General features: G+C 44.8%; 7 protein-coding genes. 4 read left to right on the top strand and 3 right to left on the bottom strand.

Going from position 1 to position 6,733, the window contains the following annotated elements; all coding sequences use genetic code 11:
- Positions 1-40 precede the first annotated feature (40 nt).
- From V5N63_RS09705 to V5N63_RS09695, 3 genes are all read right to left on the bottom strand, one after another.
- Positions 41-1,186 (bottom strand): HlyD family secretion protein, encoded by a 1,146-nt coding sequence (locus V5N63_RS09705; protein ID WP_332033784.1) that lies wholly within the window; start codon positions 1,184-1,186, stop codon positions 41-43.
- 12 nt (positions 1,187-1,198) lie between these two features.
- Complete coding sequence (locus V5N63_RS09700; RefSeq protein ID WP_332025789.1) at positions 1,199-2,509, bottom strand: TolC family protein; 1,311 nt, start codon at positions 2,507-2,509, stop codon at positions 1,199-1,201.
- Between the two features lie 91 nt (positions 2,510-2,600).
- On the bottom strand, positions 2,601-3,434 hold the full coding sequence (locus tag V5N63_RS09695; protein WP_332025791.1) for a helix-turn-helix domain-containing protein: 834 nt from the start codon (positions 3,432-3,434) through the stop codon (positions 2,601-2,603).
- A gap of 222 nt (positions 3,435-3,656) precedes the next feature.
- Between V5N63_RS09695 and V5N63_RS09690 the strand changes: the two genes are divergently transcribed.
- The 4 genes from V5N63_RS09690 to V5N63_RS09675 form a co-directional block, all read left to right on the top strand.
- Positions 3,657-5,027: an ATP-binding protein gene (locus V5N63_RS09690; RefSeq protein ID WP_332033783.1), complete on the top strand. Its 1,371-nt coding sequence runs from the start codon at positions 3,657-3,659 to the stop codon at positions 5,025-5,027.
- Between the two features lie 37 nt (positions 5,028-5,064).
- Entirely contained in the window at positions 5,065-5,718 is a 654-nt protein-coding gene (locus tag V5N63_RS09685) for a response regulator transcription factor (RefSeq protein ID WP_332026174.1), read from the top strand.
- Between the two features lie 189 nt (positions 5,719-5,907).
- Positions 5,908-6,342 (top strand): hypothetical protein, encoded by a 435-nt coding sequence (locus tag V5N63_RS09680; protein ID WP_332026176.1) that lies wholly within the window; start codon positions 5,908-5,910, stop codon positions 6,340-6,342.
- A 24-nt stretch (positions 6,343-6,366) separates the two neighbouring features.
- On the top strand, positions 6,367-6,733 hold a 367-nt coding region (locus tag V5N63_RS09675; RefSeq protein ID WP_332033782.1), incomplete at its 3' end, for a hypothetical protein.

Genomic DNA, 6,733 nt, shown 5'->3' with positions numbered 1-6,733 from the left:
AACCCAGCTTTTAAAAAGTCCTTTATTGTAATCAGACATTTTATTTGATGTTGTTGATGGTCACATTTACGTTCATTCCAGCACGCAGCTGATCCAGGTCTTCTTTTTTATTTTCTGGAGTGAATTCAATCCTTACCGGGATTCTTTGCTGTACTTTCACAAAGTTTCCGGTGGAATTGTCAATAGGCACATTCGAATATTTGGAACCGGTCGCTGCGGAAATCGCGGTCACCATCCCAATGAATTTTTTTCCGCCCAAGGCGTCTACTGTAACGGTCATCTTTTCACCCACTTTCACGCCGGGCATCTGGCTTTCCAGGAAGTTCGCGGTAATCCACTTCTGGCCATTCAGCACAATGGTTCCCAGCTGCTGGCCGGGCTGCACGAGCTGACCTTCATTGATGAGTCTTCTGCCCATAATGCCGTCATAAGGCGCGGTGATTACGGTATAGGAAAGATTAATCTTTGCCATTTCCAGCATCGCAGCAGTTCTCTTGATCTCGGCATCATTTACGCTAAGCCGGCTTCGGGTTTCGCCGGTGGCAAGACTGGCGGTGTTTTTCTGGCTCAGGAGTGTTTCGTAGGCAGCGCGCGTAGCGTCATATTCTGTTTTTACCTGATCATACTGCTGTCTCGTCACTGCTTCAGAGGCAAGAAGGTTTTGGTAACGCTTCAGGTTCTGCTCGGCGTTCCAGAGTCTGGCTTTTGCTCCTGCGATATTGGCATTGGCCACATTTACGTTATTTGAAACGGTGTTCACTGCAGATGAGGTCACATTTCTGGATGCCAGCGCATTCTGGTAAGCGGCTTCTGCCTGCGCCAGCTGGGTGCGGATTTCGCGCTCGTCCAGGATTACAAGCGTGTCGCCTTTTTTTACGGCCTGGTGTTCATTATATTTAATCTCTTTGATATATCCTGCCACCCTTGTATTCACCGGATTAATGAATTCCTCCACCTGCGCGGAATTTGTAAAGTTGTCTTCATTCAAATGGAAATAATGCGTTACAAGCCAGTAAAAACCACCTGCTGCGATTGTAAAAACAAGCAAATTAATGAGCGTGGTCTTTATTCTGTGCGATTTTTTCTTCTGTTTTTTCTGAAGAACTTGTTCTTCCGTTTTGGTTGCGGTAACTATTGTTTCGTTTTCCGGCTGAATATTTTCTGTTGGTGTATTTTTTTCTGACATCTCTTTTGGTTTTTATAAGGTTCCCGTTGTTTTCATTAAATTGTAGTACTGGTACTGTACATTAATTTCGCTGTTGGCGTAGAGCAGTTCGGCTTCAAGTTTGGCGTTTGTCGCATCGGTCATATCGGCCTGCAGCGCCAGCTGGTTAAGATATTTGGCTTCGATAATCCGGTAGTTTTCATTGGCAAGTGCTTCGCTTTCCTTATAAAGTTGCGCCTGCTGAAGGGCTTCCTGCCATTTAAGATAAGCCGCATTGGTCTGTATATCGAGATTCTGCTGCTGAAGGACCAGTGCGTTTTTGGCCTGACTGAGCTGATACTTACCCAGCTGCTCCTTTTCTTTGGTCTTATAAAGATTGTCGATATTATAGCTGATTGAAACTCCGGTCTGCCAGGTATTGGTGTATAAATCCTTCGCGGGAATAGAACTGGTAACCGGTCTTGCCATGTTGTAACCGCCAAATGCAGCAATGGTCGGCATTTTATCGGTTTTAATGATTTCGATATTCTTATTCGCAATATTGATTCCGGTTTGGGCAGATTTAAGGATAGGATGATTTTGGTGCGCCAGGTCAAGATAATACTGTAAAAGCTGCATTTCTGGAGTTGCGCTCATCGAATTTACCGGTTGAATAAGTACCTCCGGATAGGTTCCGATGGCCGTCGCCAACTGATAATTTAAGGCTGCCCTGTTGTTTTCCAGAACCAGAATTCCCTGCTGAAGGTTTTTAAGTAAAAGCTCCCCGCGGATGATCTCGTTTCGCGTAACCATGCCCTGTTTATAGAGTTTTTTTACGTTCTCCAGTCTTTCGGTGGCGAGTTTGCTGTTGTTGAGGTACACGTTTTTCTGGTTGATAATCTTCTGAAGGTCGAGATAGGCTGAGGTTACCAAAAATTTGATTTTCTGGGTGTCGTTCTCATAGTCCAGTTCGGCAAGCTGGGCCCTGAGTTCGGTCATTTCAACCGATTTTTTTACAAGTCCGCCCTTAAAGATGAGCTCCGATGCCTGTACACTGTAGGTATTTCCGAAATGCGGCATCGTCAACGTAGCCACTTTCGACAGGTCTTTGTCGAGAAGCAGCGCATCTCCCAAATAAAAAGCATTGGCTGAGGCGGTGACAGATGGCAGTTTCTGCAGTTCTGCAATTTTGGTCTGCTGTTTTGCGATATTTATATTTTCCTTTGAAAGTTTCAGCTGGGTATGGTTTTCCAGGGCCAGCTGTATTACTTCGTCCAAAGTCATTTTACGCTCCGAAGTCTGGGCGCTGGTGGCAGAAAAAAACAGAGCCATTGCCAGCAGCGTCATTTTGTATTTCAGTATCATAAATTCCGTTGATTTTAACGGTGCAAAGGTAGCGCGGCCTTCAACCCTGTAAAATGACGGAAAGAATGAATAAAATGTTCAAAAGTAAGATTTAGCCTTTGAAGCGTTTGCGGTAAGCGTTGGGGCTTTCGCCGGAATGTTTCTTGAAAAAGTGCCCGAAGGAATACTGGTCACTGAATTTAAGGTTTAGCGCAATCTCGTAAAGTGACTGCTCTGTAGCCGATAACTGAGCTTTGGCCTCCTTCATCACAAAAGCCGCAATAATCTGTCCCGCGGTTTGCCCTGTGATTTCTTTTAAAACGGAAGTAAGATGTCGGGAAGTAATAAATTGCTTATCAGCATAGAAACTCACATCCCGCTCATCCAGATAACAGTCGCCTACGTTTTTCAGGAACTGGAGTACGATTTCCTGTTTTCTGGAGATCTTTTCTTTTGAAAACCTTGATACATGCGTAATCATATCGGCAAATAGATAAACCGTGGAGGAAAAAAGATGTCTGATGATTTCGTCGCGGTGCGCGGATGGTTCCGGACGCTCCAGAACCGATTTCAGAAGCGCGGTGATCTGCCAGATGCTGTCGAAAGGCTCCTTTTCCATCCGGAAGTGCCGAACCAGTTCGTTGCGGAACCATACAAAGGCATTAAGCCGGTTGATCTTCAGGGGAAGTTTCTCAGTATATTCTCTGGAAAAAGCAGTCAGCTGCAGTTCCAGATCATCGCTGATTTCAAGAATTTCGTAGACCCTGCGGGAATCAATTATGGCCACATGGTTTGCGGTAAGTTCTATCCGGTCCAAATTTTCACTGTACACTATCCGGCCTTTCTTCAGGATAAAAAACGCGGGATTTTTCGGATGATAGGGATATCCGATTTCAATATAATCAAAGATGTTTCCTGTGTCAAAAATCTGAATGGGGTGTTGCAAAAGGACGTATTTTAGGCAAAGTTAAAAATTTGGTGGAACCATTCATCTACCGGCAGTTATTTTGGGGCAGATCTGAGGTAAGAAATATCGGATTTTTTAACGTGTGGTGTAATCCGAGGCAATGGGAATATTACCTGATTCCGGGAAATATATTCGGATAAAGTAAACACACCGATAAAAGCAATAATTTGCTATTTTTGATAAGGACTTAAAATTTTATGCATGAACATCGATTACCGTGATCCCTGGGTACTGTTGCTAAACCTCACCGTCATATTCATCCTCATCCTGCTGATTGTTCCCACGCTCCTCAATACGAAGGAAAGACTGGGTGTCAGGCTTTCGTTCTCTGCAATTTTTATGATCGTGGCGGTAAACTGCATGGCCAATCTGGCCCTGTTTTACACTCAGGATGTGGCGTATTTCGATTTTCTCTTTCTGCAGGCGTTTATTCCGTTACTTTTTGGGCCGGCCATCTATTTTTATGTGTTGCTGAACAATGGCGGAGAAATCAAAAGACCCTGGATTCATTTTATTATTCCTTTTTTGGCCATTCTGTACGGAATTTATCATGTTCAGATGGATGAGCGAGATAAAGTGCGGGTTTTCCGGGAAGTGAACGCGGCCCAGAATCTTTCGTACAATATCCTAAACATACTGGTAATGAGCATCCCGCTGATCTATTTTTACTTTTCAAAACGCTATCTCAAGCGTCTGCATATTCAACCTGCCGATCCCCTGGCTATGCTCAAAAAGATCAAAATCCAATGGTCGCACGAATTCATCAATCTTCTTCTTTTCTGCGTTTTTTCTTTCCTTGTGATTATGATTGTTGCTACCTACTTTTATCAGGTACCGCAACCTTACCTGGATCTTATCGGGATGCCCATTTATTTTCCGCTAATTTATGCGGTGATCGCGGTGCGAAGTAATATGATCTCGAAACAGCTGGAAATGCAGTACGCAGTTTCCAAAGCTGAGGAAGACAACCGGCTTCGCGACCAGCGCATCGCCATTTCGCGGGACCTTCATGACAATATAGGCGCCTATGCCACCAGCCTGATTTCAAAGATTGACTATCTTGCGGTGGAGGAGAAAGCGGGGAAGGGAGCACTGGAGGACCTCCGGGAACATGCCGAAAGTATTCTGGGTCTGCTGCGGCAAACCCTCTGGGTGCTGAACAATGACACCATCACCGTAGAAGATTTTTATGATCATGTGAAGCAGTACGCGCTGAAAAGCTTCAGAAACAGCGGCATAACCCTCCGTTTTGAGGAAGACATCAGGGACAACCGGATTCTGCCATCAGAAATCACCATAAACCTTTTCAGAATCCTGCAGGAAGGCCTGCAGAATGTAATGAAACATTCCGGTGCCACCGAGGCCGAGCTTTATATGATTTCCCGGGATACGGTAAGAATCAGTCTGCGGGACAACGGAAAAGGATTTATTGCGGATGATCATCATGAAGGCTATGGGCTTGGAAATATAAAGGCCAGAGCCGCAAATATCGGCTTTACCGCAACACTGTCATCAGAGGAAGGTAAGGGGAGCATTCTGGTTCTGGAAGAAATACGCCCAACCGCGTATTGAAAGCCGGAAGTCATTTAACTAATTTTACATCAAAAACATGAGACTCGCAATCGTTGACGACAGCTTCCTTAACCGGAAAACCCTCAAGGAAAAGCTTTTGCCTTACGCGGAAGTGGAACTCGTGCTGGAGGCAGAGAACGGTGCTGATTATCTGGAAAAACTGAAAGAACTTGCACCCGCTCAACATCCGCAAATCGTACTCATGGATCTCGAGATGCCTTTCTTGGACGGGATCTCGGCTATTTCAATTTCAAAAGTTAAATATCCTGAGCTCAAGTTTATTGTGCTCACCATCTACGAAGATACCGACCGTATTTTCGAGGCCATAAAGGCGGGTGCCAACGGCTATCTGCTGAAGGAAGACAAGGCCGTGAATATTGTAGAAGCACTGGAAAGTGTGCTGAATTACGACAATATCCCCATGAGTCCGGCCATTGCGCGAAGTGCCATGCGTCTTTTATGTGAAGAAAACCGGCCAAACATCACCCCCTCCGAAAGCCAGCTGCTATCCGACCGGGAAATGGATGTCCTGAAACTGATGGTGAAAGGGCACCGCTATTCCGACATCGCCGCACGGCTCTTCATCAGTCCCAATACTGTGCGTACCCATGTGAACAATGTGTACAAGAAGCTTCACCTTTCGTCGAAGAGCGAGATGATGGAGCTGGCGCGTAAAAATAACTGGCTGTAAGCAGATTACCCCAGCATAAATACGCTGTTCAGCGTATGTACTGCGCGGAAATAATTATACAACTTTGTACTGTACGGCAGTGAGAATGATAACTTTCCCGCTTCAAAAGGAAAAATACACTCAGGCTGTCCGTAAAGACAAAGAGCAATTATTTTCGCACCAAACATTATGGTTATTAAAAGCTGACGGATGAAAACCAAATTTCAATTAATTATGTTTTTCATGATGGGATTTTCAGACTTTGCGCAAACTGTGGCCCGTGAAGGCGTAACCTTTAAAAGGACGGTAGACGCAGACTGCGTTCCTAGAACAGGAAATTATCATTATCCGGCCACCGAAGCAACAGTATCAATCGAAAACGGCAGCACTACAAAAATAGTGAATCCAGCCGCAGACCGTGCGAGAGCCAAAATGCAGCAGACAAATGATGCGCATACAGCCACGACCTGTACCCGCTGTAATGGAAAAGAGGTTGCAGGATATTCAAGGGTAAGTGTAACCAATACATCAGAAAATTTTGGCGTAGACCGATACCTTAATGGCCGCTACACCACGACCACAAGATATGGTGATACTTTATTACCAAATATCTGCACAGAATGCGGTGGAAAAGGAGTAAAATAATACAAGTAAACAAATAAACAAAGGATGAAGACAATCACCAATTACCGAAAGCATATGCTCTGTTTTTTAATCTCAGCGATTACCTTCCTCACTGGAATGTTTTTTCCTACTATCGTTACTGCCCAAAACTCCGCACCTGCAAACACGGCGGCCGCACATTTACAGATGAATGTCAACGGTAAGTCGATGCAGTTTGACCAGGGAAAAATTCAGGCGTTTACAATTAAAGAGGACGGTTCGGTCGGTATTCTTGCACAGACCACTTCAGATATTCGCAGTGCCAATACTCTGGTATTGAATATAACCCCCGCTGACAGCAGCAAAACCGTTACGAAAGGAGAATATAAAATTTTACCGGAAGATGTGGTCTCAGATTTCATGGTCAGGGCAG

The sequence above is a fragment of the Kaistella sp. genome, from assembly GCF_032060305.1.
Classification (GTDB): Bacteria; Bacteroidota; Bacteroidia; order Flavobacteriales; family Weeksellaceae; genus Kaistella; species Kaistella yananensis.
This window is presented reverse-complemented; position numbering and strand designations above follow the sequence as displayed.

Excerpts from the sequence above, each read along its gene's own strand:
- V5N63_RS09680 (WP_332026176.1), top strand. The coding sequence starts at position 5,908 with ATGAAAACCAAATTTCAATTAATTATGTTTTTCATGATGGGATTTTCA.
- V5N63_RS09705 (WP_332033784.1), bottom strand. The coding sequence starts at position 1,186 with ATGTCAGAAAAAAATACACCAACAGAAAATATTCAGCCGGAAAACGAA.
- V5N63_RS09685 (WP_332026174.1), top strand. The coding sequence starts at position 5,065 with ATGAGACTCGCAATCGTTGACGACAGCTTCCTTAACCGGAAAACCCTC.
- V5N63_RS09690 (WP_332033783.1), top strand. The coding sequence starts at position 3,657 with ATGAACATCGATTACCGTGATCCCTGGGTACTGTTGCTAAACCTCACC.
- V5N63_RS09700 (WP_332025789.1), bottom strand. The coding sequence starts at position 2,509 with ATGATACTGAAATACAAAATGACGCTGCTGGCAATGGCTCTGTTTTTT.